Below are 27,000 nucleotides of genomic sequence, written 5' to 3' on the forward strand. Positions count from 1 at the left end.
CCGTGCCGTCTCCCTGGTGCCCTGACAGGATCGTGACATGGCTGAGCAGCGAAACGAGCGGCGACATCGGCAGGGACGGCGGGCTGCTCCCGAGGAGGCGCGAGCCTGGGAGGCGCTCGTGGCGACGGCCCGCCGCACAGTGGCCGACGGGCTGGTCGTCGGCACCTCCGGCAACGTCTCCGTGCGCGTCGGCGACACCGTGCTCGTCACACCGTCGGGCGTGCCCTACGACCGGCTCACCCCCGGCGACGTCACCGGCGTCGACCTCACCGGCCGTCAGGTGCTCGGCGCCCTGGTCCCGACCAGCGAACTGCCCATGCACCTCGCCGTGTACCGCAGCACCGACGCCGGCGCGGTCGTCCACACCCACGCCGTGCACGCCACGGCCGTCTCGACCCTCGTCACCGAACTGCCCCTCGTCCACTACATGGTGGGCGCCCTCGGCGGCCCCGTCAGGGTCGCCCCCTACGCGACGTACGGCACCGAGGAACTCGCCGCGAACATGCTCCGCGCCCTCACCGACCGCACCGGCTGCCTCCTGCAAAACCACGGCACCCTCACCTACGGCACCACCCTCGACCAGGCCTACGACCGCACAGCCCAACTGGAGTGGATGTCCCGACTCTGGCTCACAGCCTCGTCCCTCCCGGGCCGAACCCCCACCCTCCTGACGGAGGAACAGGTCACGGAGGCGGGCAAGCGACTGCGCGGCTACGGGCAGCGGCCGGCCTCCCCGGGGGAGTGAGCGCGGCGGTAGCGCGTCGCCGCAGGTCACCGGCCCGGCCGCAGCCCCGCCCTCCTGGCGGAGGAACGGGTCGCCGAGGCGGGGGAGCGGCTGCGCGGCTACGGGCAGCAGCTCGGCTTCCCGGGTGAGTGCGCACCGCCGTCACGCGGTGCGCACGTCACCGGCCCGGCCGCACCTCCACCCTCCTGCTGACGGAGGAGCAGGTCGCCGAGGCGGGCGAGCGGCTGCGCTGCTGCGGCCAGCACCCGGCCTCCCCGGGGGAGTGAGCACCGCCGTCACGCGTCGGGTGAGCGCCGACGTCACGCGTCGCCGGGCGTCACCCAGCCGGCCGCAGCGCTGGCCGGGTGGGCACGCGGCCGGGAGACTGGGCGGGTGCGCACTGTCAAAGCGGCGGCTGCCGCCGTCACCGCAGTTCTGGCCGCCGGCGCCGCCGGTGTCGCCGTCGGCCGGTTCGCCGGGGACGCCGCGCTGAAGGCGCCGCCCGGCAGGCCGCTGCCGACCGAACCCCGGCTCACCGTGCACGGCACGGCCGCCGGCCGGATCACCCTCACCCGTGACCTGGCCGCCCTGCGCCCCGGCGTCCACGGCCTCGCAGGCAACGGCTCCCACGCGGTCGTCGGCGCCGTCCTGCCCACCGCCGCGCGCTCCGCCGACACCGTCGTACGCCGCCTGGAACGGGTCACCCACGGCACGCTGAACCGCGGCGACGCGGTCTGGCTCACCCCGAACCTGTACGTCGGCGACCCCGGCAGCGCCCTCGGCCTCGACCACGCCGACGTCGACATCCCCGGCGAACTGGGCAACCTGCCCGCCTGGTTCGTCCCCGGCGACCGCCGCACCTGGGTGATCGCCGTGCACGGCCTGGGCGCCACCCGCGAACACGCCCTGAACCTCATGGGCTTCCTGCACCGCCGCCGCTTCCCCGTGCTCGCCCTCGCCTACCGCGGCGACCTGGGCGCACCCCGCCCCCCGGACGGCCTGAACCACCTCGGCGCGACCGAGTGGCGCGACCTGGACGCGGCGATGCGCCACGCCGCGCGCCACGGCGCCGAACGCGTCGTGCTGCTCGGCTGGTCCACCGGCGCCACCATGGCCCTGCGCGCCGCCGCCGACTCCGCTCTGCGCGACCTCGTCTCCGGGCTCGTGCTGGACTCCCCGGTCCTCGACTGGCGGACGACCCTGCGCGCCCTCGCCGCCGCCCGGCACACCCCCGGCGCGCTGCTGCCGCTCGCCGTCCGCGCCGCCGAGGGCCGCACCGGCCTGCACGGCGGCCCCGGCGGATCCGGCGGCTCCGGCAACTCCGGCGGCGATCCGGCCGCCGACCCGGCCCGGCTGACGGTCCCGACGCTGATCCTCCACGGCCCCGACGACACCGTCGCCCCCTGGAGCCTCTCCCGCCGCCTCGCCGACCGCCGCCCCGAGCTGGTCGCCCTGCACACCGTCCCGCACGCCGCGCACGGCGCCATGTGGAACGCCGACCCCGCGGCCTACGAGGAAGCCCTCCGCCGCTTCCTCACCCCCCTGATGTGAGCCGCCGATCCGGCCTGCCCGGGTACGCCCGGGACGGGGCGTCAGGACCGGTCCCGACCATTCCGTTTAAGCCCGTACCACTGGCCTGAACACGCCTCCGCACCCCTCTGCGCACCCCGTGCGTTGGCCAGTCCCGTAGCCCGCCGTGACATTCCGTTTGGGTTTTCGGACCGTCAACCGGAAGACTGCACCCGTGACGTCCCGTATCCCGCGCGACTCCAGGCTTCGACTCGTCCGCCCGCGACCCCTGGCCGCCGCCCCCTCAGCCGTGAACGAGCGGCGCCCGCGCCGCCCCGCACCCCGCCCGCCGGAGGGCACCCCGGCACCCGCGGAGCTGGCCAGAATGGCGCGCTCCGGACTGGCCGCCGCCGCGCGTGTCGCCCGCTGGGCCGACAACGCCCTCGGCCCCGGCCGCGACGCCGCGACCACCGACGGCAAGGCCACCCTGTCCGACCCGACCGCCGAACGGGCGGCCGCCGACCTGGGCCTGACCGTCGACCGGATCCGCGCCGACTGGGACACCGCCCGGCTCGCCGGCCTCGTCGAGGTGCACGGCGACAGCGCCCGCCCCGGCTGGCGGCTGCGCGCCTGGGACCGCGACGACAGCGCCGTACTGCGCGGCTGGGTCGCCCTGTTCGACGCCTGGTCGCTCGCCTCCCCGGAACCCGGTGACCAGGAGCCCGCCGCCGTCGCCGAGGTCGTCTCGGCCATGCCGCAGGTGCTCTCCTTCCTCCAGTTGTCCGCCGGGCCCGTCCCCGTGGAACAGCTCCTGGACCTGCTGCGCCAGCGCGTCACCGAACTGCGCACCGAACGCTGCGAGGTCCCCTACAACGCCGGCGCCGAACCCGCGACCCCCCTCGCCCCGGTCCTCGCCGCCGACGCCGACCCGGCGGAGCCCGCCCAGGACGCCGAACTCGCCCCCCTCCTCGACTGGGCCCTGCACGCCCTCGCCGCCGTCGGCGCCCTCACCTGCGGCGCCGGACAGGCCACGCTCACCCCGCTGGGCAACTGGGCGGTGTGGGTCAAGCTGGAGCAGATCTGCGTCGCCGCGCAGAGCCCCGCCGGGAACATCGAGCAGTCCGCCGAGGGCATGCTCCGCGGCTGCGCCCAGCTCCGCCCGAACGCGGCCCGCTCCGAGTACCGCGCCTGGCTCGCCGCCCGGACCGTCGGCAGCGCCGTCACCGAACTGCTGCTCGCCGCCCGCGGTGACGACGCCCTGCTGCGCGGTCTCGCCTTCGAGGCGCTGCGCGTCGTCGGCGCTCCCGCCGAGCCCGACGTCCGCGCGGTCGTCGACGAGCCGGCGCTGCGGCCGTACGCGCTGCTGTGGCTCGCCGAGCACGACGGCATCGACCCGGAGGACGCCCACGAGGTGCTCACCCGGGAGGAGGCCACCTGGCTGTGGGTCGACACCGCCGCGGCCGTCGCCGACCACGGCGAGGCGCCGATGCTCGTACGCCACCTGGAGTCCGCGCTGCAGCCGACCGTGCCCGCCCTGCTGACCGAGGTGCGCGCCGTCGGACACCCGCGCACCGTGCAGGTGCTGGTGGCGCTCGCCGCCGCGCACCCCGACCCGGCGCTGGCCAAGGCCGTCCGCCGGGCCGCCTTCCAGGTGCACACCGGGGGTAGCTGAGCCCCCGGCCGCCCGGCCCCTGCCTTCGGGGCCCGGCCGTCAGCCCTGTATCTCCGGCGCGTACGTGCCGAAGCTCCAGAGGTTGCCCTCGATGTCCCGGGCCATGTAGTCCCGGGAGCCGTAGTCCTGGTCGGTCGGGGGCATCAGGATCTCCGCGCCGTGCTCCACGGCCCGCCGGTGGTGTGCGTCCACGTCGTCCACCACGACGTACACCCCGGCCGGGCCCGCGCCCTTCATCGCCGTGTCGAAGACACCGCCGCGGCCCTTCGAGCCGAGCATCACCGCGCCGTTGCCCTGCACCAGCTCGGCGTGCATCACCGAGCCGTCCTCGCCCTCGTACACGGACAGCTCCGTGAACCCCAGAGCCTCCGTGAGCTGCCGGATCGCCGCCTTCGCGTCGGTGTACAACACCGTCGGATAGATGCTGGGACGCCCGCCGTTCGTGCCTGCCATGCCGACCACTCCCTCGTGACCACTGCCGAACCCGTCAGCCGTACCTGTCAGCCGTACTTACCTGCCGTATCTGTCATCCGCGTTCCAGTCTCGCAGCGACCACTGACAACGGCCCCTGCCTTGCCCCCAGGGCGTCCCGGGGCGACGCATCGCACACCCGTACGCGCAGATCGAACACCCGAACGTAGAAGAAGTGCTTGCACGGTCCCGTTAGACTGGGGCCCATGGCCCTTCTCCTCGCGCATTAGACGGCGGGAACGTCCTCAGCCGCCCATCCCGCCAACGACCCCGCCTGGAGTCTGTCCGTGATCTCCGCCTCCGGCATCGAGCTGCGCGCCGGTGCCCGCATCCTCATCGAGAACGCCTCCTTCCGTGTAGCCAAGGGCGACCGCATCGGCCTGGTCGGGCGCAACGGCGCTGGCAAGACCACGCTGACCAAGGTCCTGGCCGGCGAGGGCATTCCCGCCGGCGGCCAGGTCACCCGCTCCGGCGAGGTCGGCTACCTCCCGCAGGACCCCCGCACCGGCGACCTCGACGTCCTCGCCCGCGACCGCATCCTCTCCGCGCGCGGCCTCGACGTCCTGATCCGCAAGATGCGCGAGAACGAACAGCGGATCGCCAACGGCAGCGGTGCCACCCGCGACAAGGCCATGCGCCAGTACGAGCGCCAGGAGACGGAGTTCCTCACCAAGGGCGGCTACTCCGCCGAGGCCGAGGCCGCCACCATCGCCGCCGCGCTCAACCTGCCCGACCGGGTGCTCGGCCAGCCCCTGCACACGCTCTCCGGCGGCCAGCGCCGCCGCGTCGAGCTGGCCCGCATCCTGTTCTCCGACGCGGACACCCTGCTCCTCGACGAGCCGACGAACCACCTCGACGCCGACTCGATCGTCTGGCTGCGCGACTACCTCAAGACCTACCGCGGCGGCTTCATCGTCATCAGCCACGACGTCGACCTGGTCGAGACGGTCGTCAACAAGGTCTTCTACCTGGACGCCAACCGCTCCCAGATCGATGTCTACAACATGGGCTGGAAGCTCTACCAGCAGCAGCGCGAGGCCGACGAGAAGCGCCGCAAGCGCGAGCGGCAGAACGCCGAGAAGAAGGCCGCGGCCCTCCACTCGCAGGCCGACAAGATGCGCGCCAAGGCCACCAAGACGGTCGCCGCGCAGAACATGGCCAAGCGCGCCGACCGGCTGCTCGCAGGCCTCGAGGCGGTCCGGGCCTCCGACAAGGTCGCCAAGCTGCGCTTCCCCGAGCCCTCGCCGTGCGGCAAGACCCCGCTCATGGCGGAGGGCCTGTCGAAGTCGTACGGCTCCCTGGAGATCTTCACCGACGTCGACCTGGCCATCGACAAGGGCTCCCGCGTCGTCATCCTCGGTCTGAACGGCGCGGGCAAGACGACCCTGCTGCGCCTGCTCGGCGGCGCCGAGAAGCCCGACACCGGCGAGGTCATCGAGGGCCACGGCCTCAAGCTCGGCTACTACGCGCAGGAGCACGAGACCCTCGACCCGGAGCGCACGGTCCTGGAGAACATGCGCTCCGCCGCCCCCGACCTCGACCTCGTCGAGGTCCGCAAGACGCTCGGCTCGTTCCTGTTCTCCGGGGACGACGTCGACAAGCCGGCCGGTGTCCTGTCCGGCGGCGAGAAGACCCGCCTCGCCCTCGCCACCCTGGTCGTCTCCTCGGCGAACGTCCTCCTCCTGGACGAGCCCACCAACAACCTCGACCCCGCCAGCCGTGAGGAGATCCTCGGCGCGCTGCGTACCTACAAGGGCGCGGTCGTCCTCGTCACCCACGACGAGGGCGCTGTGGAGGCCCTCCAGCCCGAGCGGATCATCCTGCTGCCCGACGGCGTCGAGGACCTGTGGGGCTCCGACTACGCGGATCTGGTCGCCCTCGCCTGACCGAACAGGCGATCCAGCATCTGATCCACAACCTGATCCACAACCTGATCCGCTAGCTGATCCACGCGTGATCCACGGCATTGGATCATTCGTCTGGATCATTCGGCCTACCGGTGATCCATCATCTGTGTGAGATCTCCTCGTACCGGGGTGTGTCCTACATCCATTTCGCGGTGGATCCCTGGCTCCACCAGGAATCCACCGCCGCGCGTCTCTGACCTGCTAGGACACACGACAACCCGTTCGGCCCCACGTACGCCATCGAGCGGAATTCCAGATTCCACTTGTGGGGACGTGCTCCTGTCGTCATAACCCTGTTGCACGGACCTTGCCGAATGGGTGGCCATCCCGCCCCGGAGGGGTGATCATGAGGAGACCAGAGCGCACTTCCCATGAGGAGGCACGGGTGGCCGAGACTCTGAAGAAGGGCAGCCGGGTAACCGGCGCCGCGCGCGACAAGCTCGCGGCAGACCTGAAGAAGAAGTACGACTCCGGTGCGAGCATTCGAGCGCTGGCCGAGGAGACCGGCCGCTCGTATGGCTTCGTGCACCGGATGCTCAGCGAGTCGGGCGTCACGCTTCGTGGGCGTGGCGGGGCGACTCGAGGCAAGAAGGCCGCCTCGTCCTGAACTTGGGGCGGCCCATCGGCTTCGATGGTGGCCACCCGGTCGGTCTTCCGATCGGCCGGGTGGTTACTGTGCAGTCACTTAGCTGACGCTAGCTGACCGCACCGCACCATCGGAGGCGCCCCATGGCCACGCCCGACCAGGAACTCGTTCCCCTGCTCGACAAGGACGGCGTACGGCTCACCGTCGACGACACGCTCGCCACGGTGACGCTGGCCAACCCTGCCAAGCGCAATGCGCAGAGCCCCGCGATGTGGCGGGCGCTCACCGAGGCCGGGCGGCTGCTGCCGGGCTCCGTCCGCGTGGTCGTCCTGCGCGGCGAGGGCAAGTCCTTCTCCGCGGGGCTCGACCGGCAGATGTTCACGCCCGAGGGGATCGAGGGCGAACAGTCCTTCATCGACCTCGCGCGCAGTGGTGACGCCGAACTCGACGCCACCATCGCCGGCTTCCAGGAGGGCTTCACCTGGTGGCGACGCAGCGACCTCGTGTCCATCGCCGCCGTCCAGGGCCATGCCGTCGGCGCGGGCTTCCAACTCGCCCTCGCCTGTGACCTGCGCGTCGTCGCCGACGACGTGCAGTTCGCGATGCGGGAGACCAGCCTGGGCCTGGTCCCGGACCTGACCGGTACGCACCCCCTCGTCTCCCTCGTCGGCTACGGCCGCGCGGCCGAGATCTGCCTGACCGGCCGGTTCGTGCACGCCGAGGAAGCGGTGAGCTGCGGGCTCGCCAACATCGCCGTGCCCGCCGCCGAACTCGACACGGCGACCCGCGAACTGGCCGCGGCGATCCTGGCCGCCCCCCGCGAGGCCGTCATCGAGACCAAGGCCCTCCTGCGCGGCGCCACCGACCGCACCTACGACGACCAGCGCGCCGCCGAACGAGCCGCCCAGGCCCGCCGCCTACGAGACATGGCAGGCATCGGCGAGTAACCGCCGAGGCCGACCGCGGTCCTCAGCCGACCGCCGTCACCAGTACGGCGACCGTCGGGTGGTCCGCCAGGGCCTCCGACACCGCGCCCCGGACCGCGCGGGCCACCTCCACGGTGGGGTGGGCCGCGCCGACCGTGATCTCCACGCGCGCGTGGCGACGCGGCAGGGTCGCCGTCACGTCCTGCCGCTCCTCCAGATGCACCGCGCGTCCGAGGACGCCGCTCGTGCCCGTCACCCCCGGCACCGACAGCGCCGCCGCGGCGGCCAGGGCCTCGTCCCCGAACAGCGCGGGGCCGCCCGGCACCGGCTCAGTCGCCCGCTCGGGGTGGTGCGGGGCCGGCGGGTCCTCGTCGAGCAGGTCCGTCACCCGTACGTCCACCTCCGTCACCACCAGCCCGAGCCGCTCCGTCGCGGCCGTCGCCAAGGCGCTCCGCAGCCGGTCCGCCGCCGTCGGCAGCGGCTCGGACGTCGCCGCCGCGCACTCCGCCGTCACCCGCAGCGGCCCCGGCGCGAGCGCGCTCGGCGGGGCCGGCACGGCGGGCTCGTACGCGCCCTCCGGATCCGCCGGACCCAGCCGGAGCACCCCCAGCCGCACGCCCCTCACACCCCGTACCGCCCGCCGCAGCGCCTCCTCGGCCGCCGCCTCCGTGATCCACGCGCCGTCGCGCGGCCCGCCCAGGGGGAGCAGCCTGCCGAGGCCCAGTCCGTGCCGTACCGCGCTCGTCCATCCGTCCGCCGTCATTCCTCCAGCCTGCCGCATCCCCGGGGCGCGGTCGGGCAACCGCGCTTACGGTGGTCGAAGGGACGACGAACGACACCGGACGTGAGGACCTACGGCGATGACCGAGTCGACACAGCAGAACCGGACGCAGACCCCCGAAGGCGGCAGCGAGCCGCTCCAGGTACGCAAGGCCGCCCGGCGCGGCGGCGGGGCCGCGGCGACCCGCGGGCGGACCACCATCGCCGACGGCGTCGTGGAGAAGATCGCGGGCCTCGCCGCCCGGGACGTACTCGGCGTCCACGCCATGGGCAGCGGCTTCAGCCGCACCTTCGGCGCCGTCCGCGACCGGGTGCCCGGCGGTTCGAAGTCGGTGACCCGGGGCGTGAAGGCCGAGGTCGGCGAGGTGCAGACCGCGCTCGACCTGGAGATCGTCGTCGACTACGGCGTGGCCATTGCCGACGTCGCCCAGGCCGTGCGGGAGAACGTGATCGCGGCCGTGGAGCGGATGACCGGGCTGGAGGTCGTCGAGGTCAACATCGCGGTGAGCGACGTCAAACTGCCCGACGAAGAGGACGAGGAGCCGGAACCCCGGATCCAGTGACGAGGCAGACGAGCCAGACGACGAGGCAGACGACGAGGCAGTGAGAGCACTGCCGAGAGGAGAGCACCTTGAGCATGGCCTTGGTCGGCATGATCGCCGGCATGGCGCTGGGCTTCGCCGGATACTTCGGCGGGTTCGGGGCCTTCCTGCTGGTGGCGGCGCTCGGCGCCATCGGGTTCGTCGTCGGCCGGCTCCTGGAGGGCGACCTCGAACTCGGCGACTTCTTCCGCACCCGCACCCGCACCCGTGACGACCGGCGCCGGTGACGGTGCCGGTGACCGCGATGTCCGTACCCCCGGGTGAGCGCGGCGCGACCCGGATCGCCGACCGGGTCGTGGCGAAGATCGCCGCGCAGGCCGCCCGCGAGGCGGTGGGCCCGCTGCCCCCGGGGGCCGGGATCCCGCACGCCACCGTCGTCGTCCACCATGACGCAGCGCACGTCGGAGTCCACCTGGAACTCGACTACCCGACCGATATCGGCGCCCGCTGTCACGAGGTGCGTCGTCAGGTCACTCAGCGGGTAGGCGCGTTGGTGGGAATGGCGGTCCCGGAGGTCGCCGTCCAGGTGGAACGGCTGCACCTGGCAGCGGCCCCCGGCCTGGCACACGGGAGGACGCGATGAGCGAGCCCGGCGGCTTGCAGGGCACCGGCACGGCACCCGTTCTGGACAAGTCCACGGACAGCACGGACAGCACGGACAGCACGGACAACACGGGCGGCACAGGCGGCACGGGCAACGCCGATGACGTGGGGGGTGTCGACCGCGGGCAGGGCGGCGGCACCGGCTCGGCCGGTCACCGGTTCTGGTCGGCGCGCCGCGTCCCGGCCGCCGTCGTCGCGGCGCTGCTGGCTGGCGTCGCGGGCGTCTTCCTCTACGACGTCGTCGCCGTCCGCGCCCACCGGCCCGCCATGGCCTGGCGGCGCGGACTCGCCCGGCAGCTCGCCGAACGCCCCCTCGACGACATCTGGGTGCTGGTCGGCGCCGGGATCGCGGCGGCCCTCGGCCTGTGGCTGATCGTCCTGGCCGTCACCCCGGGCCTGCGGGACGTCCTGCCGATGCGCCGCACCCACCCCGACGTCCGCGCCGGTCTGCACCGCGGCGCAGCCGCGCTGGTGCTGCGCGACCGGGCCATGGAGGTCGCCGGCGTGCAGTCGGCACGCGTGCGTGCGGGCCGGCGCAGGGCCGACGTCCGCGCGGTCTCGCACTTCCGCGACCTGGACGACGTACGCGAGGACCTGGAAGCCGTCCTCGCCGACGCGGTCCGCGGCCTCGGCCTGACCCGGCCGCCCGCGCTGTCGGTGCACGTGCGGCGGCCCGGGAAGAAGGGGTGAGGGCGATGCTCGGTACCGTCAACCGCGTGCTCATCGCAGTCGCCGGACTGGTGCTGCTCGCCGTCGGCGGCGCGGTGCTGGCCGTGGGCCTGGGTGCCTCCCCGCCGTCCTGGTGGCTGCACCAAGGCCCCCACGACAGCCTCCTCAGTACCGCCGAGCGCACCCGCTGGCGCGACGAGGCCTGGTGGTGGCCGACGGTCATCGCCGTCCTCGCGCTCGTCGTCCTGCTCGCCCTGTGGTGGCTGACGGCGGCCTCGCGCCGCCGCCGGCTCGGCGAGGTCCTCGTCGACACGGGCGACGGCGCGGGCGCGCTGCTGCGGGGCCGCGCCCTGGAGGGCGTCCTCGCCGGCGAGGCGGGCCGGCTGGACGGCGTCGCCGACGCCCACGTCCACCTGACGGGCCGCAGGGAGGCGCCCGAGACCCGCGTACGCCTGCTCCTGGAACCCCACGTGGACCCGGCGACGGCGCTGGAGCACCTGACGACGCAGGCCCTGACCCACGCCAGGGAGTCGGCCGCGCTGCCGGCACTGCCGGCGGAGGTGCGGATGAAGGGCGCCAAGCACAAGGCGGAAAGGGTCAGTTGAGCGGTTCGCGGCGGCGGGGCGTCAGAAACCGTGCCGCATACCGCCGTCGACCGGCAGCATGATCCCCGTCAGGTAGGAGGCGGCCGGAGACAGCAGGAACGCCGCCGCGCGACCGAACTCGTCCGGAGTCCCGTAGCGCCGCAGTGGGATCCGGGACTCGTTCGCGACCCGGGTGGCCGCGGGGTCGGCCGACAGGCCGTCCAGTTCGCGCACCCGGTCCGTGTCGATCCGGGCCGGCAGCAGCCCCACCACGCGGATCCCCCGGGGCCCCAACTCGTCGGCGAGCGACTTCGCGAACCCGGCCAGTCCCGGCCGCAGCCCGTTGGAGATCGTCAGCCCGGGAATCGGCTCGTGCACCGACCCCGACAGCACGAACCCGATGACCCCGCCCGCCGTCAGCTCGGCCGCCGCGGCCCGCGCGAGCCGCACCGCGCCCAGGAACACCGACTCGAACGCGGCCTGCCACTGCTCGTCGGTGGCGTCGGCGATGAACCCGGGCGGCGGACCGCCCACGCTCACCAGCACCCCGTCGAACCCGCCGAACGCCTCCCGCGCGGCGGCGATCAGCCGGGCCGCCGCCTGCGGTTCGGCGTTGTCGACGGCGACCCCGACCGCGTTCGGCCCCAGCTCGGCCGCGGCGTCGGCGACGCGCTTCTCGTCCCGCCCGGTGAGGACGACCTTCGCGCCGTCCGCGACCAGCTCACGCGCGGCGGCGTTGCCCAGGCCGCGGGTGGCCCCGGTGACGACGTACACCCGGTCCTTCAGTCCAAGATCCATGCCCCCATCCTCCCCTACCCGCCCCCGCCCCCCTCTCCGCCCTCGGCGCCGAACAGGGCGAGGGCGGTGTTCACCAGGCCGATGTGGCTGAAGGCCTGCGGGAAGTTGCCGAGGTGCCGGCCGGCCACCGGGTCGTACTCCTCCGCCAGCAGCCCCACGTCGTTGGCCAGGCCGACGAGCCGCTCGAACAGCTCCCGCGCCTCCTCGGTCCGGCCCGTCATGTGCAGCGCGTCCGCGAGCCAGAACGAGCAGGCCAGGAACGCGCCCTCGGCGCCAGGCAACCCGTCGACAGCCGCGCCGTCGGTGCTGTAGCGGCGCACCAGACCACTGTGGCCGAGCTCCTCGCGGACCGCGTCGACGGTGCCGATCACCCGCGGGTCGTCCGGCGGCAGGAACCCGACGCGCGGGATGAGCAGCAGCGCCGCGTCCAGCTCACGGGAGCCGTAGTACTGGGTGAAGGTGTTACGGACCGGGTCGTAGCCCCGCGCGCAGACCTCGGCGTGCACCTCGTCGCGCAGCGCGCGCCAGCCCGTCAGGTCGCCGTGCAGACTCGGGTCGTCCTCCATGCCGCGTACCGCGCGGTCGGCGGCCACCCACACCATCACCTTGGAGTGCACGAAGTGCCGTTGCCCGCCGCGCACCTCCCACAGCCCCTCGTCCGGCTTGTGCCACTCCGTGCGCAGGAACTTCAGCAGCAGCGCCTGGAGCGACCACATGTGCGGCTTGCTCGGCAGCCCGGAGCGCCGGGCCAGCGCCAGTGAGTCCAGGACCTCGCCGTAGACGTCGAGCTGCCGCTGCTTCACCGCGCCGTTGCCGATCCGGACCGGCGCCGAGCCGGCGAAGCCCGTCAGCCACGGCACCTCGTACTCAGGCAGCCGCCGCTCGCCCGCCAGGCCGTACATGATCTGCAGCTCCGCCGGGTCGCCCGCCACCGCGCGCAGCAGCCAGTCGCGCCACGCCTCGGCCTCCTCCTGGTAGCCGACGGCCAGCAGGGCGTTCAGGGTGAGCGTGGAGTCCCGCAGCCAGCAGTAGCGGTAGTCCCAGTTGCGCACCCCGCCCAGCTCCTCGGGCAGCGAGGTGGTGGCGGCCGCGGCGATGCCGCCGGTGGGGGCGTAGGTGAGGGCCTTGAGGGTGATCAGGGAGCGCAGCACGGCGTCCCGGTACGGCCCCTGGTAGCGGCACCGGGCCGACCACGCCTGCCAGTCGGCGACGCTGGTCTCCAGCGCCTCGAAGGGGTCGCACAGCGGTGGGCGGGTGTGGTGCGAGGGGTGCCAGGTCAGGACGAACGCGACCCGCTCGCCGGGCCCGACGGTGAACTCCGAGAGCGTGGAGAAGTCCTGGCCCCAGGTGTGCACGGGCGGTTCGCTGCGCAGCCAGGTCGCGTCCGGTCCGGCGACCGCCACCCGATGGCCGTCGACCCGGCGCATCCACGGCACGATCGAGCCGTAGTCGAAGCGCAGCCGCAGCGTGCTGCGGACGGTGACCCGGCCGCGCAGCCCTTCGACGATGCGTACGACGTCCGGGGCGGCCTCGCGCTGCGGCATCAGGTCGGTGACCCGGATCGCGCCCTCGCCGGTCTCCCACTCGGTGTCCAGGACCAGGGTGTCGGGGCGGTAGGCGCGCCGGGTGCAGCGACCCTGCACGCCCTTGGGGGCGATGCGCCAGTGCCCGTTCTCCTCGTCGCCGAGAAGGCGGGCGAAGCAGGCCCCGGAGTCGAACCGGGGCAGGCAGAGCCAGTCGACGGAACCGTCCATGCCGACCAGCGCCACGGTCTGTTCGTCGCCGATGACGGCGTAGTCCTCGATACGGGGGTGCACGGGGTGCGAGTTCCCGGCGGACCCGACCTGCAATCAGAGGTACGGCCGCGCGGGTGACACCGTGCCGAGCGGGCCTCGGCTTCACCATCCCCCCCCCGACCAGCTCACCCGGGCGGCGAGGCGCGGTGGACGACGGGTGTGCGTCCGTCCGCTACACCGGCGCGGGCTCGGCCTGTTCCGTCTGTTGGGCTGCTGCCTGTGCCCGGTCGCGGGCCTCGCGGCGCGCCTGTACCACCCAGCCGAACGGGACGCCCGCGGCGAACAGCCACCACTGGAGGGCGTACGCGTAGTTCAGCGCGGCGTCCTCCTTGCCGGGGGCCCCGACCAGCTCCGGGGTGTCGCCCTTCGGCTCGGGCGCGGTCTGCGCGATGTACCCGCCGAGCACCTTCTCGCCGAGCCGCCGGGCCTCCTGCTCGCTGTTGATCAGCATGACCTGCCGGTCGGGCAGCCCCTTGAGGTCCTTGATGCCGCTCGCCGCGGTCGTCTCGTCGGGCATCAGCCGCCCGGTGACGGTGGTCGTGCCGCTCGGCGGCGCGGGAACCTTGGGGAACGCGGTCTGGGTCGGCGCGTCCGAGGGGATCCAGCCCCGGTTGACCAGCAGCACCGAGCCGTCCGCCAGGACGAACGGGGTGAGGACGAGGAAGCCGACCGTCTCGTCGGAGTTGACGCGCCGCCGCACGACGACTTCCCGCGCGGTGTCGTACCTGCCGGTCGCGGTCACGCCGCGGTACCGCTGGTCGGTGGTGACGGTGTGTCCGGGGGAGGTCAGCCGCTCCACGGGCACCGGCTCGGCGCCCAGCGCGTCGGAGACGAGCTGGTTGCGCGCGGTGCGCTCTTCGTAGCGGTGCATCTGCCAGAAGCCCAGCCTGATCATCGTGGGGATGAGGAGGAGCGCGACCAGCGTGAGGATCACCCACTGCCGGGACAACAGGAAGCGGTACACCCCACTGACGGTACAACTCGGTCGTGGGGCGCATTCGGGCGGGTACCGGAAGGGTGCCTTCCGGGCCCGGCTCACCCCTGTCGCCTCACATCTCTCGCCTCACACCCGGCGGCTCACATCTCTCGCCTCACACCTTGTCGACGATCCCCGACCTCCCCTCCGCCCGCGCGCAGTGGCCGCCGCAGTACCAGTGCCCCTCGACCTCGACGCCCTGGCCGATGATCTGCACCCGGCAGTGCTCGCAGATGGGCGCCATCCGATGGATCGCACAGGAGAAGCAGTCGAAGACATGCACCGCGCCCTGCGCGTGCACCTCGAAGCTCATTCCGTAGTCATTGCCGCAAACTTCGCATCTCGCCATGCGCCACAGGGTGGGCCGTCGCCCCCGGGCGGGCGAGCGGACGGCGGGCGAGTCGCGCGCCAATCACCCGTACGTACGGGTCACCGCATACGGGGTCGCCGCGCGCGGCTCACTCGTCGGCGCCCTCGACGTCCCGCAGGAGCTGCCCGAAGGCGGCCTCGTCCACGACGGGCGTCCCGAACTGCCGCGCCTTGACCACCTTCGACGTGTGCGAGTCGGGGTCGTTGGTGACCAGCAGACTGGTCACCCGGGACAGACTCGTCGCCACATGCAGCCCCGCCTCGGTCGCGCGGTCCTCCAGCAGCTCGCGCTCGACCGACGTGTCCCCCGAGAAGGCGACCCGCATGCCCTGCTTGAGCCGCCTGCCGTCCTCGTACCGCCCGGGGTTGGGATACGGGCACGCGGGCCGCTTCCGCGAAGGCCGCCAACTGCTCGGCCGATAACCGCCGCCGTACCCGCCGTACCCGCCACCCGCACCGCCCGAGCCGCTCGCCTGCTGTCCGATCAGCGGCGCGGGCCGGTCGGTCCACTCCGTCAGCGGCCGGCATTCGAGCAGCGGCAGCCGGATCCCGCCCGCCGCCGCGGCCCGCAGACTCGGCCGGAACGCCTCCGCGAGCACGCGCGCGTCGTCGAGGGCGTGGTGCGCCCGCTGCTGTACGACGCCGAAATGGGCGGCCAGCGACTCCAGCTTGTGGTTGGGCAGCGGCAGCGCCAACTCCTTGGCGAGCGCGATGGTGCACAGCCGCTGCCGCACCGGCGCCTCGCGCTCCGCGCGCGCGTACTCCCGCGCGATCATCTGCCAGTCGAAGACCGCGTTGTGCGCCACGAGCACCCGCCCGTCCAGCCGCGCCGCGAACTCCTCGGCGACGTCCCGGAAGAGGGGCGCGCCCGCCAGTACGTCGCTCGTCAGACCGTGTATCCACACCGGCCCCGGATCGCGCTCCGGATTGACCAGCGTGTACCAGTGGTCCTCGACCTCACCGCGCGCGTCCAGCCGGTAGACGGCGGCGGAGATGATCCGGTCGTCCCGGGCCAGGCCCGTCGTCTCCACGTCAACAACCGCGTACCCCTGGGGATACGCGGTCGGCCACTCCGTGGGGGACGACGCCGTCGTCATGTGGTCTTCGAGCATGGTCACTGAGGATACGGGCCACCACTGACACCCCGTCGCACCTGCCCCGGGAAGAAGCCGGGAAGTGGGGCGGGGAAGACCCCTGGAACCCTTTCGTCCCGTACGGGAGTTCGTGGGGCGCACGCGCGCGTGTGCGCGGCCGTCGGCTGACGGCGGGCCAACTCCAGGGCGGCGACCCGAGGTTCACGCCCGCCTGTGCCATCCTCCGTCCTGTGACGGAACCCACGCCCGAAGACACCCCCGAAGACACCCCCGAAGGCACCCCCGCAGACAGTCACTCGGACGCCCACTCCGAGGCGCACGACGGCTCGCTCGGATCCCGGCTGAACTGGCTGCGCGCCGCCGTCCTCGGCGCCAACGACGGCATCGTCTCCACCGCGGGCCTCGTCGTCGGCGTGGCCGGTGCGACGGACGACCGCTCGGCGCTGCTGACCGCCGGCCTCGCCGGTCTGCTCGCCGGGTCGATGTCCATGGCCGCGGGGGAGTACGTCTCCGTGTCGACGCAACGGGACTCCGAGAAGGCCGCCCTCGCGCTGGAGCGACGCGAACTGCGCGAGCAGCCGGAGGCCGAACTGGAGGAACTGACCGAGCTGTTGGAGGAGCGGGGCCTGTCCAGGGAAGTGGCCAGGGAAGCCGCCGTGCAGCTCACGGAACGCGACGCCCTGAAGGCCCACGCGCGCGTGGAGCTCGGCATCGACCCCGACGACCTCACCAACCCCTGGCACGCCGCCTGGGCCAGCTTCCTCGCCTTCACCGCCGGCGCCCTGCTGCCCCTCCTGGCCATCGTCCTGCCCCCGCCGGACTGGCGGCTCCCGGTGACGGTCGCGTCGGTCCTGGTGGCCCTGTCCTGCACCGGCTGGAGCAGCGCCCGCCTGGGCTCGGCGGCACCGGCCCGCGCGGTGCTGCGGAACGTGGGAGGCGGCGCGCTGGCGATGGTGGTGACGTACGCGGTGGGGGCCTTGTTGGGGGCGGCGGGGGTGTGAGGGTCAGCCGCAGTCGGTCGGTCGGCGGCGGTTGGCGGACCTGGCCAAGAAGCAAGCGCGTACCGTCGGCAATACTTGTGGGTAACAACGTCTAGCCGCAGGCCACCAGCGGTTCTACGGTGCCTGCATGCCGAACCCGCCCGATGTCGTGCTGTGGTCGATACCCGCCTTCGTGCTGCTCACCGTGGTCGAGGTGATCAGCGTCCGGATCCATCCCGACGAGGACGCGGCCGGATACGACACGAAGGACGCCGTCACGAGCGTCGGCATGGGGCTCGGGAGCGTCGTCTTCGACTTCCTCTGGAAGATCCCGATCGTCGCGATCTACACGGCCCTCTACGAACTCACGCCCCTGCGCGTCCCCGTCCTGTGGTGGACGCTCCCGCTCATCCTCCTCGGGCAGGACTTCTCCTACTACTGGTCGCACCGCGGCCACCACGTCGTCCGCGTCCTGTGGGCCTGTCACGTCGTCCACCACTCCAGCGAGAAGTTCAACCTCACCACCGCGCTGCGCCAGCCCTGGACCACGCTGACCGTCTGGCCGTTCTACGTCCCCCTCGTCGCCCTCGGCGTGCACCCGGCCGTGCTCGCGTTCTGCTCCTCGGCCAACCTCGTCAACCAGTTCTGGATCCACACCGAGCGGATCGGCACACTGCCCCGGTACGTCGAGTTCGTGTTCAACACGCCCTCCCACCACCGCGTCCACCACGCCTCCCAAGGCGGCTACCTGGACCGCAACTTCGGCGGCATCTTCATCCTCTGGGACCGGCTGTTCGGTTCGTTCGCGTCCGAGGTGGACCGGCCCGTCTACGGGTTGACCAAGAACATCAACACGTTCAACCCGATCAAGGTGGCCACTCATGAGTACGTCGCGATCGTCAAGGACGTGAAGGCGGCGAACAGTTGGCGCGAGCGGACGGGCCGGGTGTTCGGCGGACCGGGCTGGCACCCGACCCCCGCCACCCCTCCGACCCCCGGTACGGTCGCCCCGGCATCGGCCGAGGAGAGCACAGCCGCGTGAGACCCCGCCTCCCACTCGGCTCCCTCAGCCTCGCCCTTTTCGGCCTCGCCGCCGCCGTCGACCTGGTCTCCCTCGCGGTGGGCTTCGGCCCGGGGCACGTCCTCGCCAAGCCGCTGCTGATGCCGCTCCTCGCCGTCTGGGCCGCGCTGCGCGGCGCACCCCGGCCGCTCGTCGCCGCCCTGCTGTGCGGCTGGGGCGGTGACGTCCTGCTCCTCTCCGACGCCGACCCCGCCTTCCTCGCCGGCATGGCCGCCTTCGCCGCCGGGCACGTCTGCTACCTGGTGCTCTTCGCACGCGCCGGCCGCCCACGCGCGCGGGGTGCCCTCCTCCTCGTCCCCTGCTACGCCACCGCCCTGATCGCCGGCGTCGCCCTGCTGTGGCCCGGCCTCCCCCCGGACCTGCGCCTCCCCGTCGCCGTCTACAGCACCCTGCTCACGGCCATGGGCTGCTGCGCCGCCACCCGGCTGGGCCCGGTCGCCGGTGCCGGCGGCGCGCTGTTCCTGCTGTCCGACACGCTCATCGCGACCGGCGTCGCCGACTGGCCGCAGCCCCCGCGCCCCGACCTCTGGATCATGCTCACCTACGTCGCCGCACAGTTCCTGCTGGTCATCGGCACCCTAGGCACCCTCGGTGGGCACCGCGCGGGGACGTCGTCGTACCGTGAAGTGCGCTCGACCACCCCCTGAGCGCACGTACACCAGAGCCGGAACCGAGAAGGACCCTCGTATGCGCGCCACCACCATCCACGCCCCCTTCGACATGCGCGTGGAGGACGTACCCGAGCCCGTGGTGCGACGGCCCACCGACGCCGTGGTCCGGGTGCTGCGCGCCTGCATCTGCGGCAGCGACCTGTGGGCGTACCGCGGTGAGGCGACCCGGCAGCCGGGCCAGCGCATCGGGCACGAGTTCCTCGGCGTGGTCGAGGAGACCGGCTCCGAGGTGACGACGCTCGGGCGCGGCGACCTCGTCGTCGCGCCCTTCATGTGGTCCGACGGCGTCTGCGACCACTGCCGCGAGGGCCTGACGACGTCCTGCGAGCACGGCGGCTTCTGGGGCTCCGTCGGCCACGACGGCGGCCAGGGCGAGGCCGTGCGCGTGCCCTTCGCCGACGGCACCCTCGTCCGGCTGCCCAAGGAGGCGGCCTCCGACGACCACCTGCTGGCCGCCCTGCTCACCCTGTCCGACGTGCTGGGCACCGGCCACCACGCCGCCCTCGGCGCGGGCGCCCGGCCCGGCGCCACCGTCGCGGTCGTCGGGGACGGCGCCGTCGGCCTGTGCGCGGTGCTCGCCGCCAAGCGGCTCGGGGCCGAGCGGATCATCGCGCTGGGCCGCCACGAGGCGCGTACGGACATCGCGCGCCGCTTCGGCGCCACCGACGTCGTCGCCGAACGCGGGGAAGCCGCCGTCGAGGCCGTCCGCGAGCTGACCCGCGGGCAGGGCGCGCACGCCGTCGTCGAGGCGGTCGGCACCGAGCAGTCCATGCGTACGGCGGTCGGCGTCACCCGCGACGGCGGCGCGATCGGCTTCGTCGGCGTCCCGCACGGCAGCGGTACCGGCCTCGACCTCGACGTCCTGTTCGACCGCAACATCGCGCTGCGCGGCGGCGTCGCCCCGGTCCGCGCCTACATCCCCGAGCTGCTGCCCGACGTCCTGGACGGCACGATCGACCCGTCGCCCGTCTTCGACCTGACCGTCGACCTGGAGGGCGTCCCGGACGGCTACAAGGCGATGGACGAGCGCACCGCCCTCAAGGTCATGATGATCAACTGACCCCCGTCAACAGTTGAGCCGCACCCTTTGATCGGCTTGATCAGCTTGATCGGTTGATCTGCGCTCAACCATTGATCGGCAGCGGCAACGCCGTCAACAACCCCGACACCGCGACCACCACACCCAGCGTGACGACTTCCACGCGCGCGGGGGAGCAGGCGGTCAGCGGGTCGGGGGCCCGGCGCAACCGGGTCCGCGCCCACAGGGCGAGCAGTGCGACCGCGCCCACCAGGAGTACCTTGGCGAGCAGCACGCGCCCGTACGCCGTCGTCGTCAACTGGTCGAGCGCCGTCGCCGACGGCATCCGGCGCAGCGAACTGCACAGCCCGGTCGCGGTGACCCCGGCGAACAGGACGGCCGCCACGCGCGCGTAGAGCCCGAGCAGCGCGGCGCCCGCCTCGCCGCCGCCCCACCGGCGCAGCGTGCGCAGCACGTTCAGCAGGCCGCCCGCCCACAGCGCCGAGCACGTCAGGTGGACGACCGTCAGCCCCGAGCCGATCAGCGGCGTGTGTTCGGTCGGCGGGTGCGCGCGCAGCGCCTCCGCCAGGACGACCGCCGCGAGCGGCCACACCCCGTGCTCCGGCCGGCGCGAGAGCGCGCACAGCCCCGCCACCGCGAACGCGATCGCCTCCAGCAGCGCGAGGATCCCGGCCCGAGAGCCGTGGCCGTGCGCCGCCAGCTCGCCGACCGCCGCGGCGGCGGCGAACCCCGCGACGGCCGCGTACGGCGCCCAACTGCCCGGCCGGTCGGCCGGGGCGGCGGGCACCCGCCGGGCGAGTCCGGCCACGAACAGCTCGCCGACCTGCACGCACAACGCCGCGAACAGCACCGCCCGCAGCAGCGCGACCGCACCGGAGTCCGGCGCCGCGGCCTCGCCGGTGCCGTGTGCGGCGACGGACGGTCCGATCAGGGGGACCAGCGCACCGAGCCCCACCAGGACGAGCAGCCCCACTGCCCGCCCGACGCCGCCACCGGGACCGGTGCGGCGTGGGGAGTCGGTTGCGTCGGTCGGTCGTATGAGGGCCATGAAGGATCTTCACCACGCCCGACAAAACCCGGCAAGTCGCAACAAAAAGACCAAGGGCTCGCGATACCTGCGCGGCACCCGCGCGGGAGTGAACCGTCGGCGGCTCAGAACCGGCGCGCCATCGCCCCCCAGGCCCCGTCCCGCCGCTCCCCGCCCTTGGGCATCCCTTTGCCGTCCCCTTCGCCCATCCGGACGCCGTTCCCGTCACCCACCCATCCACCCGGGCCCGCGCGAGCTCCCGCACGGGAAGGCGCCCTGGGAGAGCGCCTTCCCGGCATGGATCAATAGGTGGACCCGGTTGATGGACTACTTCTTGACGGCCCTCAACGCATTGACGACACCGGAGCCGAAGAAGCCGTTGAGCCGCTTGCCGCCCACGCACGTCGCGTCCACGACGCCGTCGCCGTCACCGTCGTACGGCCCCGCCGGGCAGGCCGTGCTGTCGGCCTGCAGCTTGAGCAGCGCCTGCAACTGCGCCGGGCTCGCGTGCGGGTGCGTCGACTTCAGCAGCGCGGCCACCCCGGCCACGTGCGGGGACGCCATCGAGGTGCCCTGGAGGTAGCCGTACGTGTTGTTCGGCAGCGTCGACAGGATGCGGCCGTTGGCCGACGGGGTGTCCGGTATCTGGAACTTGTCGCCGCCCGGAGCCGCGACGTCGATGACGCCCAGGCCGTAGCTGGAGTAGTACGACTTGGTGCCCTTGACGCCCGTCGCGCTCACCGTGACGACGCCCGGCAACTGGGTCGGCACGTCGAAGCACTCGTGCGGGTCGACCGTCCGCGTCACCGGCGTGGAGTCGTCGGGGCTGGAGTCGTCGACCAGGGCGTCGGAGTCCAGGTCGTCGTTGGAGTTGCCCGCCGAGGCGACGTTGAGCGTGCCCTTCTTCTGGGCGTACAACTGAGCCCTGTTGACCGAGTCAACAATGGCCTTCTGATCGGGGTCGTCCATGCAGTTGTACAGCCACGGGTCAACGTAGTAGCTGTTGTTCGTGATCTCGACGCCGTGGTCGGCGGCGAACACGAAGGCGCAGACGACGTTCTCCGGGTAGAACAGGCCGTCCTTGGGGTCGCTCACCTTGATGCCGGCGACCTTCACACCGGGCGCCACGCCCGCCACACCGATGCCGTTGCGGGCCGCGGCGATCTCACCGGCGACATGCGTGCCGTGGTAGTCGTCCGCGGTGTACGGACGCCACGCGCCCGCGCTGGTGTCCGCGACGCCGCCGACGCAGTTCGCCGACTGGGACGCCGAGAAGTTCGGCGCGAGGTCCGGATGGGTGTCGTCGACGCCGGTGTCGATCACGGCGACCGTCACGTTCCTGCTGCCCGGGTTGATCGAGGCGGCCTGGTCGGCGCCGATCGCCCGCAGGTCCCACTGGTCGGCCTCCAGCGGCTCGCTCTCGCCCGCCGCGCCGGACGCCTTCGCGACCTTCGCCGCCTGCGCCTTCGACAGGACCTGCGCCGCACCCTCGTCGGTGGTCCCGGCGGGGCTCAGCGGCGCGGTACGGGTCGCACCCGCCGACTGCACGCCGCGCACCGCGCGTATCCGCGGGCCGAAGTCCGGGTTCGCCGAGTGGACGACGAGCACGCCGATCCTGTCGTACGCCGCGACGACGGTGCCGCCGGCCGCGGCGATCGCCTTCGTCACCGACTTGATCGTGCGGTGGTCCACCTTCGTGTTGACGACGTACGCCAGGGTGCCGGCGTCGGTCGTCTGCGAGGCGGAGGCCGTGGCCGGCGCCGCGGTGGCCGCCGTCGGCAGGAAGCCGAACGAGGCGGTCAGCGACAGCACGACGGGCACCGCGAGAGCGAGGCGGCGTCTGGAAGGCAGATGAGCCATGGGGTCTCCACATCATCCGGAAACGAGACCTGTCCAAGCGCGACTGCTGCTTGGACAGGTACATGACGGGTGGTTCTGGCCCCGAAGCTATCTCCCCGACTCACCGGCCAGCAACGGCCTTTGACGCCGACTTCGACGAACCCGCCCGAAAGAACCCGAACGAGTTGAACCGGCCCGAGCGTGCCGCCGTGCCCTTGGACAGAGAGCCCATGCACGATCGAGCTCCCGCCCGACCCGCCACCCGCAATACGAGGAGACTCCGTGGCCACCGAGACACCGCCCCCCTCGAAAACCTCCCCCCGGCTCCCCTCCACGGAGGAGTTCGCCGCGGTCCAGGAGAGCGCGGAATTCGGTGAACTGCGCAGCTCCTACCGAGGCTTCGCCTTCCCGCTGACCGTCGCCTTCATCGCCTGGTACCTGCTGTACGTCCTGCTGTCCAACTACGCGGGCGACTTCATGGGCACCAAGCTCTTCGGCAACTTCAACGTGGCCATGACCCTAGGCCTCGCCCAGTTCCTCACCACGTTCCTCATCGCCTGGTGGTACGCGCGCGTGGCCGCCACCCGGTTCGACCCCAAGGCCGAGGCGATCAAGTCCCGGATGGAGGGCGGCGCATGAGCCCCGCACAGCACACCACCCTGCTCGCCGCGGGCGAGGCGAGCGAGCACCGCACACTGATCATCACCCTGTTCGCGGTGTTCGTCGTCGCGACCCTCGTCATCACCGTCTGGGCGGGCCGCCAGACCAAGGACGCCGCCGACTTCTACGCCGGCGGCCGCCAGTTCACCGGCTTCCAGAACGGCCTCGCCGTCTCCGGCGACTACATGTCCGCCGCGTCCTTCCTCGGCATCGCGGGCGCCATCGCCCTCTTCGGCTACGACGGCTTCCTGTACTCCATCGGCTTCCTGGTCGCCTGGCTGGTCGCCCTGCTCCTGGTCGCCGAACCGCTGCGCAACTCCGGCCGCTACACGATGGGCGACGTCCTCGCGTACCGCATGCGCCAGCGCCCCGTCCGCACGGCCGCCGGCACCTCCACCATCGTCGTCTCGATCTTCTACCTGCTGGCCCAGATGGCGGGCGCGGGCGTCCTCGTCTCGCTCCTCCTCGGCATCACCAGCGACGGCGGCAAGATCGGCATCGTCGCCCTGGTCGGCGTCCTGATGATCGTCTACGTGACGATCGGCGGCATGAAGGGCACCACCTGGGTCCAGATGGTCAAGGCGGTCCTGCTCATCGCGGGCGCCCTGCTGCTGACCTTCCTGGTCCTGCTGAAGTTCGACTTCAACGTCTCGGACCTGCTCGGCTCGGCCGCCGAGAACAGCGGCAAGGGCGCCGCCTTCCTGGAACCCGGCCTCAAGTACGGCGCCACCGGCACCACCAAGCTGGACTTCATCTCCCTGGGCATCGCCCTGGTCCTGGGCACCGCGGGCCTGCCGCACATCCTGATCCGCTTCTACACCGTGCCCACCGCCAAGGCCGCCCGTAAGTCGGTCCTCTGGGCCATCGGCCTGATCGGCGCCTTCTACCTGATGACCCTCGCCCTCGGCTTCGGCGCCGCCGCGCTGATCAAGCCGGACGAGATCATCGCCTCCAACAAGGCCGGCAACACCGCCGCGCCCCTCCTCGCCCTCCATCTCGGCGGCGTCGACTCCAACTGGGGCGCGATCCTGCTGGCCACCATCTCCGCGGTCGCCTTCGCCACGATCCTCGCGGTCGTCGCCGGCCTCACCCTGGCCTCGTCGTCGTCCTTCGCGCACGACATCTACGCCAACGTCATCAAGCGGGGCCAGGCCACCGAGAAGCAGGAGATGAGCGCGGCCCGCTACGCCACGGTCGGCATCGGCGCGGTCTCCATCCTGCTGGGCGCCCTCGCCCGCGACCTGAACGTCGCCGGCCTGGTCGCCCTCGCCTTCGCGGTCGCCGCCTCCGCCAACCTCCCGACGATCCTCTACAGCCTCTTCTGGAAGCGGTTCACCACCGCCGGGGCCCTCTGGTCGATCTACGGCGGCCTGGCCACCGCGGTCGGCCTGGTGCTGTTCTCGCCGGTCGTCTCCGGCAAACCCAGCTCGATGTTCCCGGACGTCGACTTCCACTGGTTCCCGCTGGAGAACCCCGGCATCATCTCGATCCCGGTCGGCTTCCTGCTGGGCGTCGTGGGCACCCTCCTGTCGAAGGAGGAGGCCGACAAGAACAAGTACGCCGAACTGGAGGTCCGCTCCCTGACCGGCACCGGAGCCCACTGACCACCCGCTGACCATGCTGCCCCGCGGCCGCGTCGTAGCTCCCTACGACGCGGCCGCGTCCTGCCTCGTGGGATCGGGCCCTGGTGTTGTCAGTGGCGTCACGTAGGCTCGCACGTGACGGGAAACCACTGCGATCCACTGTGAGGGAGGGGGCCCACGTGCTCATCGACACCTATGGCCGAGTGGCCACCGACCTGAGGGTCTCGCTGACCGACCGGTGCAACCTGCGCTGCACCTACTGCATGCCCGAGGAGGGCCTGCAGTGGCTGGCCAAGCCCGACCTCCTCACGGACGACGAGATCGTCCGCCTGATCGACATAGCGGTCTCCACGCTCGGCATCGAGGAGGTCCGCTTCACCGGCGGCGAGCCCCTGCTGCGCCCGGGCCTGGTCGGCATCGTCGAGCGGGTCGCCGCCCTGACGCCCCGCCCGCAGACGTCCCTGACGACGAACGGCATCGGCCTGCGCCGCACCGCCGCCGCCCTGAAGGCGGCGGGCCTGGACCGGGTCAACGTCTCCCTCGACACCCTGCGCCCGGACGTCTTCAAGACCCTCACTCGCCGCGACCGCCACAAGGACGTCCTCGAAGGCCTCGAAGCCGCCCACGAGGCGGGTCTGACCCCGGTGAAGGTCAACTCGGTCCTGATGCCGGGTCTGAACGCGGACGAAGCCCCCGACCTCCTGGCCTGGGCCGTCGAGAACAGCTACGAGCTGCGCTTCATCGAGCAGATGCCCCTCGACGCGCAACACGGCTGGAAGCGCGAGGGCATGGTCACGGCCGACGACATCCTGGCCTCCCTGCGCACCCGCTTCGACCTCACCCCCGAGGACCAGGGCGAACGCGGCTCGGCCCCGGCCGAACGCTGGCTGGTGGACGGCGGCCCGCACCGCGTCGGCGTCATCGCCTCCGTCACCCGCCCGTTCTGCGCCGCCTGCGACCGCACCCGCCTCACCGCCGACGGCCAGGTCCGCACCTGCCTCTTCGCCCGTGAGGAGACCGACCTGCGAGCGGCCCTGCGCTCCGGCGCCCCCGACGAGGAGATAGCCCGCGTCTGGCGCCTGGCGATGTGGGGCAAGAAGGCCGGCTCGGGCCTCGACGACCCGAGCTTCCTCCAGCCCGACAGACCGATGTCGGCGATCGGCGGCTAGGAACGCTCCGGGGCCGAGGACCCCGGCCCGGCCTCCCACTCGGTCAGCGGGACGACGTCCTTGAGGAAGCCCCGCACCCCGAGGAACTGCGACAGATGCTCCCGGTGCTCCTCGCACGCGAGCCACGTCTTGCGCCGCTCCGGCGTATGGATCTTCGGGTTGTTCCACGCCAGCACCCACACCGCGGCGACACGGCAGGCCTTGGCGGAACAGATCGGCGTCTCGTCACTCACAGCTTCGTCTCGCACAGCTTCGTCCCGCGAAAAACCCCGCACACAAAGGCGACGCCGAGCAGCCACGGGGGGAGCTGCCCGGCGTCGGTCCGTCGCTCCGACGGGGGATGCGGAGCGCGTACGAAGTATGTCACGGCGGACCGCTCCCACGGCACTGGAACAACGTGATTGATCTGAGCTTTTCCTGAGCTTGGCGCACAGCCCGTTCACCGCCGGTTCATGGCCGCCGCTCAGCGGGACCGGGCGCCGGCTTCTCCCGGAGAGGTTCCGCGAAGCCTTCCCTTTCCGCCCTTTCCGACCCTTCCGGAACGGATTCCGCGGAGCCGCTTCCGCCGCCCGGCGGAGCCACCATCGGCCGCACCGGCGTGGTCAGAAACGTCGACGGCAGCGAAGGCACGTTCTCCCGCCCGGCGTTGGCGATCACCACCGACACATAGGGGAGAACCACCCCCAGGACCAGCGCCACGATCGCCACATGCCGTTCCACGTTCCACAGCGTCGCCGCCAGGATCACCGACACCGTACGGACCGACATGGAGATGATGTACCGCCGCTGTCGCCCCCGCACATCGTCCTGGAGGCCCTGCCGGGCACCGGTGATCCGGAACACCTCGACGCTGCCGCCGCCACCCTGCTTCCGCATCACATTCCA

At 72.6% G+C, this 27,000-nt stretch carries 30 protein-coding genes; 19 read left to right on the forward strand and 11 right to left on the reverse strand.

Features of this window, described 5'->3' with window-relative positions; all coding sequences use genetic code 11:
• Positions 1-37: 37 nt before the first annotated feature.
• From BMZ82_RS09525 to BMZ82_RS09535, 4 genes are all read left to right on the forward strand, one after another.
• Positions 38-745 (forward strand): class II aldolase/adducin family protein, encoded by a 708-nt coding sequence (locus tag BMZ82_RS09525; protein ID WP_093773727.1) that lies wholly within the window; start codon positions 38-40, stop codon positions 743-745.
• Positions 746-873: 128 nt separating this feature from the next.
• Positions 874-1,011 carry a hypothetical protein gene (locus BMZ82_RS40620; RefSeq protein WP_177244438.1) on the forward strand — a complete coding sequence of 46 codons (138 nt, stop codon included), beginning with the start codon at positions 874-876 and terminating at the stop codon, positions 1,009-1,011.
• A 106-nt stretch (positions 1,012-1,117) separates the two neighbouring features.
• Complete coding sequence (locus BMZ82_RS09530; protein ID WP_093773729.1) at positions 1,118-2,275, forward strand: alpha/beta hydrolase family protein; 1,158 nt, start codon at positions 1,118-1,120, stop codon at positions 2,273-2,275.
• A gap of 193 nt (positions 2,276-2,468) precedes the next feature.
• Positions 2,469-3,905, forward strand: coding sequence for a hypothetical protein (locus BMZ82_RS09535; protein WP_177244439.1), 1,437 nt, complete (start codon positions 2,469-2,471; stop codon positions 3,903-3,905).
• 39 nt (positions 3,906-3,944) lie between these two features.
• Here BMZ82_RS09535 and BMZ82_RS09540 read toward each other — a convergent pair whose 3' ends face one another.
• Positions 3,945-4,358 (reverse strand): VOC family protein, encoded by a 414-nt coding sequence (locus BMZ82_RS09540; RefSeq protein WP_093773881.1) that lies wholly within the window; start codon positions 4,356-4,358, stop codon positions 3,945-3,947.
• 305 nt (positions 4,359-4,663) lie between these two features.
• Here BMZ82_RS09540 and abc-f point away from each other — a divergent pair, with 305 nt between their 5' ends.
• The 3 genes from abc-f (at position 4,664) to BMZ82_RS09555 (ending at position 7,816) form a co-directional block, all read left to right on the forward strand.
• Positions 4,664-6,262 carry a ribosomal protection-like ABC-F family protein gene (gene abc-f, locus BMZ82_RS09545; RefSeq protein WP_093773733.1) on the forward strand — a complete coding sequence of 533 codons (1,599 nt, stop codon included), beginning with the start codon at positions 4,664-4,666 and terminating at the stop codon, positions 6,260-6,262.
• Between the two features lie 406 nt (positions 6,263-6,668).
• Positions 6,669-6,890 carry a helix-turn-helix domain-containing protein gene (locus tag BMZ82_RS09550; RefSeq protein WP_004002281.1) on the forward strand — a complete coding sequence of 74 codons (222 nt, stop codon included), beginning with the start codon at positions 6,669-6,671 and terminating at the stop codon, positions 6,888-6,890.
• 122 nt (positions 6,891-7,012) lie between these two features.
• Entirely contained in the window at positions 7,013-7,816 is an 804-nt protein-coding gene (locus BMZ82_RS09555) for an enoyl-CoA hydratase/isomerase family protein (protein WP_093773735.1), read from the forward strand.
• A 22-nt stretch (positions 7,817-7,838) separates the two neighbouring features.
• Here the strand turns inward: BMZ82_RS09555 and BMZ82_RS09560 are convergent, their stop codons facing one another.
• Complete coding sequence (locus tag BMZ82_RS09560; RefSeq protein WP_093773737.1) at positions 7,839-8,558, reverse strand: nucleopolyhedrovirus P10 family protein; 720 nt, start codon at positions 8,556-8,558, stop codon at positions 7,839-7,841.
• Positions 8,559-8,655: 97 nt separating this feature from the next.
• On the opposite strand from BMZ82_RS09560, the gene BMZ82_RS09565 reads away from it, so the two are divergent.
• The 5 genes from BMZ82_RS09565 to amaP all read left to right on the forward strand — a co-directional run bounded on the left by BMZ82_RS09565 (position 8,656) and on the right by amaP (position 11,054).
• Positions 8,656-9,138, forward strand: coding sequence for an Asp23/Gls24 family envelope stress response protein (locus BMZ82_RS09565; RefSeq protein WP_093773739.1), 483 nt, complete (start codon positions 8,656-8,658; stop codon positions 9,136-9,138).
• Between the two features lie 68 nt (positions 9,139-9,206).
• On the forward strand, positions 9,207-9,404 hold the full coding sequence (locus tag BMZ82_RS09570) for a hypothetical protein (protein WP_093773741.1): 198 nt from the start codon (positions 9,207-9,209) through the stop codon (positions 9,402-9,404).
• 17 nt (positions 9,405-9,421) lie between these two features.
• Complete coding sequence (locus tag BMZ82_RS09575) at positions 9,422-9,760, forward strand: Asp23/Gls24 family envelope stress response protein (RefSeq protein WP_093773883.1); 339 nt, start codon at positions 9,422-9,424, stop codon at positions 9,758-9,760.
• Positions 9,757-10,470 (forward strand): DUF6286 domain-containing protein, encoded by a 714-nt coding sequence (locus tag BMZ82_RS09580; RefSeq protein ID WP_093773743.1) that lies wholly within the window; start codon positions 9,757-9,759, stop codon positions 10,468-10,470. The genes BMZ82_RS09575 and BMZ82_RS09580 overlap by 4 nt, the downstream gene beginning before the upstream one ends.
• Entirely contained in the window at positions 10,467-11,054 is a 588-nt protein-coding gene (gene amaP, locus BMZ82_RS09585; RefSeq protein WP_093773745.1) for an alkaline shock response membrane anchor protein AmaP, read from the forward strand. The genes BMZ82_RS09580 and amaP overlap by 4 nt, the downstream gene beginning before the upstream one ends.
• A gap of 21 nt (positions 11,055-11,075) precedes the next feature.
• On the opposite strand, the gene BMZ82_RS09590 is transcribed toward amaP, so the two are convergent.
• The 5 genes from BMZ82_RS09590 to BMZ82_RS09610 all read right to left on the reverse strand — a co-directional run bounded on the left by BMZ82_RS09590 (position 11,076) and on the right by BMZ82_RS09610 (position 16,084).
• Positions 11,076-11,831 carry an SDR family oxidoreductase gene (locus BMZ82_RS09590; RefSeq protein ID WP_093773747.1) on the reverse strand — a complete coding sequence of 252 codons (756 nt, stop codon included), beginning with the start codon at positions 11,829-11,831 and terminating at the stop codon, positions 11,076-11,078.
• A gap of 14 nt (positions 11,832-11,845) precedes the next feature.
• Entirely contained in the window at positions 11,846-13,648 is a 1,803-nt protein-coding gene (locus BMZ82_RS09595) for a glycoside hydrolase family 15 protein (protein WP_093773749.1), read from the reverse strand.
• A 151-nt stretch (positions 13,649-13,799) separates the two neighbouring features.
• On the reverse strand, positions 13,800-14,591 hold the full coding sequence (locus tag BMZ82_RS09600) for an SURF1 family cytochrome oxidase biogenesis protein (protein ID WP_093773751.1): 792 nt from the start codon (positions 14,589-14,591) through the stop codon (positions 13,800-13,802).
• A 127-nt stretch (positions 14,592-14,718) separates the two neighbouring features.
• Positions 14,719-14,952 carry a hypothetical protein gene (locus BMZ82_RS09605; RefSeq protein WP_093773753.1) on the reverse strand — a complete coding sequence of 78 codons (234 nt, stop codon included), beginning with the start codon at positions 14,950-14,952 and terminating at the stop codon, positions 14,719-14,721.
• A 109-nt stretch (positions 14,953-15,061) separates the two neighbouring features.
• On the reverse strand, positions 15,062-16,084 hold the full coding sequence (locus tag BMZ82_RS09610) for a DEDDh family exonuclease (RefSeq protein WP_093773885.1): 1,023 nt from the start codon (positions 16,082-16,084) through the stop codon (positions 15,062-15,064).
• A gap of 323 nt (positions 16,085-16,407) precedes the next feature.
• On the opposite strand from BMZ82_RS09610, the gene BMZ82_RS09615 reads away from it, so the two are divergent.
• The 4 genes from BMZ82_RS09615 to BMZ82_RS09630 all read left to right on the forward strand — a co-directional run bounded on the left by BMZ82_RS09615 (position 16,408) and on the right by BMZ82_RS09630 (position 19,858).
• Positions 16,408-17,067 carry a VIT1/CCC1 transporter family protein gene (locus tag BMZ82_RS09615; protein ID WP_093773887.1) on the forward strand — a complete coding sequence of 220 codons (660 nt, stop codon included), beginning with the start codon at positions 16,408-16,410 and terminating at the stop codon, positions 17,065-17,067.
• 127 nt (positions 17,068-17,194) lie between these two features.
• On the forward strand, positions 17,195-18,088 hold the full coding sequence (locus tag BMZ82_RS09620; protein ID WP_093773755.1) for a sterol desaturase family protein: 894 nt from the start codon (positions 17,195-17,197) through the stop codon (positions 18,086-18,088).
• Complete coding sequence (locus tag BMZ82_RS09625) at positions 18,085-18,774, forward strand: lysoplasmalogenase (RefSeq protein ID WP_093773757.1); 690 nt, start codon at positions 18,085-18,087, stop codon at positions 18,772-18,774. Before BMZ82_RS09620 ends, BMZ82_RS09625 begins: the two co-directional genes overlap by 4 nt.
• A gap of 40 nt (positions 18,775-18,814) precedes the next feature.
• A complete protein-coding gene (locus tag BMZ82_RS09630) occupies positions 18,815-19,858 on the forward strand; it encodes a zinc-dependent alcohol dehydrogenase family protein (protein WP_093773759.1) in 1,044 nt (347 codons plus the stop codon).
• A gap of 64 nt (positions 19,859-19,922) precedes the next feature.
• Here the strand turns inward: BMZ82_RS09630 and BMZ82_RS09635 are convergent, their stop codons facing one another.
• Positions 19,923-20,885: a CopD family protein gene (locus BMZ82_RS09635; RefSeq protein ID WP_093773761.1), complete on the reverse strand. Its 963-nt coding sequence runs from the start codon at positions 20,883-20,885 to the stop codon at positions 19,923-19,925.
• A 306-nt stretch (positions 20,886-21,191) separates the two neighbouring features.
• Positions 21,192-22,724, reverse strand: a complete 1,533-nt coding sequence (locus BMZ82_RS09640) for a S8 family serine peptidase (protein WP_093773763.1) — start codon at positions 22,722-22,724, stop codon at positions 21,192-21,194.
• Between the two features lie 261 nt (positions 22,725-22,985).
• On the opposite strand from BMZ82_RS09640, the gene BMZ82_RS09645 reads away from it, so the two are divergent.
• The 3 genes from BMZ82_RS09645 to moaA all read left to right on the forward strand — a co-directional run bounded on the left by BMZ82_RS09645 (position 22,986) and on the right by moaA (position 26,115).
• Complete coding sequence (locus tag BMZ82_RS09645; protein WP_093773765.1) at positions 22,986-23,342, forward strand: DUF485 domain-containing protein; 357 nt, start codon at positions 22,986-22,988, stop codon at positions 23,340-23,342.
• Positions 23,339-24,967 (forward strand): solute symporter family protein, encoded by a 1,629-nt coding sequence (locus BMZ82_RS09650; protein WP_093773767.1) that lies wholly within the window; start codon positions 23,339-23,341, stop codon positions 24,965-24,967. Before BMZ82_RS09645 ends, BMZ82_RS09650 begins: the two co-directional genes overlap by 4 nt.
• A gap of 158 nt (positions 24,968-25,125) precedes the next feature.
• Entirely contained in the window at positions 25,126-26,115 is a 990-nt protein-coding gene (gene moaA / locus BMZ82_RS09655; RefSeq protein WP_218159024.1) for a GTP 3',8-cyclase MoaA, read from the forward strand.
• Here moaA and BMZ82_RS09660 read toward each other — a convergent pair.
• Positions 26,112-26,348: a hypothetical protein gene (locus BMZ82_RS09660; protein ID WP_093773769.1), complete on the reverse strand. Its 237-nt coding sequence runs from the start codon at positions 26,346-26,348 to the stop codon at positions 26,112-26,114. The two genes, moaA and BMZ82_RS09660, sit on opposite strands and share 4 nt — an antisense overlap.
• A 217-nt stretch (positions 26,349-26,565) precedes the next feature.
• Positions 26,566-26,991, reverse strand: a complete 426-nt coding sequence (locus BMZ82_RS09665) for a DUF3099 domain-containing protein (RefSeq protein WP_093773771.1) — start codon at positions 26,989-26,991, stop codon at positions 26,566-26,568.
• Between the last annotated feature and the right edge of the window lie 9 nt (positions 26,992-27,000).

The sequence above is a fragment of the Streptomyces sp. yr375 genome, assembly GCF_900110755.1.
GTDB lineage: Bacteria > Actinomycetota > Actinomycetes > Streptomycetales > Streptomycetaceae > Streptomyces.